Annotated in this window: 2 protein-coding genes; both read left to right on the forward strand. The window is 68.0% G+C overall.

What is annotated here, in order from left to right; translation table 11 throughout:
- A partial coding sequence (locus tag FKP22_RS30640; protein ID WP_233447033.1) for an AIR synthase-related protein occupies window positions 1-186 on the forward strand: 186 nt, incomplete at its 5' end.
- 168 nt (window positions 187-354) lie between these two features.
- Window positions 355-1,315, forward strand: a 961-nt coding sequence (locus FKP22_RS30645) for a sigma-70 family RNA polymerase sigma factor (RefSeq protein WP_141291962.1), incomplete at its 3' end; no start/stop codon positions are given.

The following is a 1,315-nucleotide window of genomic DNA, read 5'->3' on the forward strand; positions in this document are numbered from 1 at the left end:
TTTGGCGCGGTGGACCAAGCACTGCTCAGCGACCCGCAGACCAGCGGCGGCCTGCTGGTCTCGTGCGCACCGGAAGCGGTCGACCAAGTGCTGGCCATCTTCCGCGCGCAGGGCTTTGCCGAAGCCGCCGAGATCGGCGAGGTCCAGGCCGCGGGCGCGGACGCGGTTGCCCTTGAATTGATTTGAAACCGTTAAAAGGCGCCGGGCGCTAAACAGTCTGGCGCGGCGGCCGATGATCGGTTGCCAGCCGGACAGCGAGCGGTCCGCGAGGCTGCGGCAAACTGCCGATATCGGCGCCGAAGACCCGGCTCCTCGGCAGACCTGGCAGCAGGTGGCGGCCTAAGATTCTGTTCCATGATCTCGCTGCAAGGTGTGCCGTCGGTTCTCATCGCCAAGAACCAGTCCTGGGTCCGCAAACAGGCCCAGGCACTGGTGCGCCATCTGCCAGCCAACGTGGAGCGGGCCGACCTGATCCAGGTCGGACTGATCGCGGTGGCGCAGGCGGCGGTGAGCTTTGAATGGGAAGGCGACCGCGACAGCGCGGACGCCCAGGAAGCGTTCGTGCGCTACGCCCGCATGCGCGTCAAGGGCGCCATGCTGGACGAGTTGCGCCAGATGGACTTCCTGACCCGCGGCGAGCGCCGCAAGATCAAGGTCGTGCAGATCGCCCGCGAGCGCCTGCGCAACCGTGACGGAAAAGAACCCGGCCTGGGCCTGCTGGCCGAGGCCACCGGCATGAGCGCGCAGGAAATCTCCTCGCTGATGCAGGCCGACCAGTTCGGCCGCCACCAGTCCCTGGCCGAATCCGATGACGATGAACACGGCGGCGGCGGGCAGCGCTTCCATCCGGCCACCGCGCAGGAGGAAGTCGAGGCGCGGGTGGACACCGGCATCGTGCTGCGCCGGCTGGAGCGGTTTTTTGCCGACCTGCCCGAGCGCGAGCGCATGGTCATCGACGCCTACCTCGGTGTCGGCCTGACGCCGGTGGAGGTTGCCAAGTCCTTGCAGGTCACGCCCTCGCGGGTTTCGCAGATGTACCAGTCGGTCGTCAAGCGCGTGGCCCAGCATTTTGGCCATGCCGTGCCCACGCGCCAGCGCGCGATCGATCGCCAGCTGGCGCGCCCGGTGCAGGTCGACCGGCAGTCCGAAGCTTTTGCCGAACTGATGCGCGAACGCGAAATGCAGATGCGTGGCGAAGCGCAAGCCAGCTGGGGCGAACTGATGGAGCAGGTGCTCGTCGTCGAGCGCTCGGAAGCCGAGCCGGTGATTGCCGCGGCCCGGCGTTCATCTGGCGCCACCGCGCGCAGCACCGCCG

The organism is Ideonella azotifigens (assembly GCF_006519715.1).
GTDB classification, from domain to species: Bacteria; Pseudomonadota; Gammaproteobacteria; order Burkholderiales; family Burkholderiaceae_C; genus Ideonella; species Ideonella azotifigens.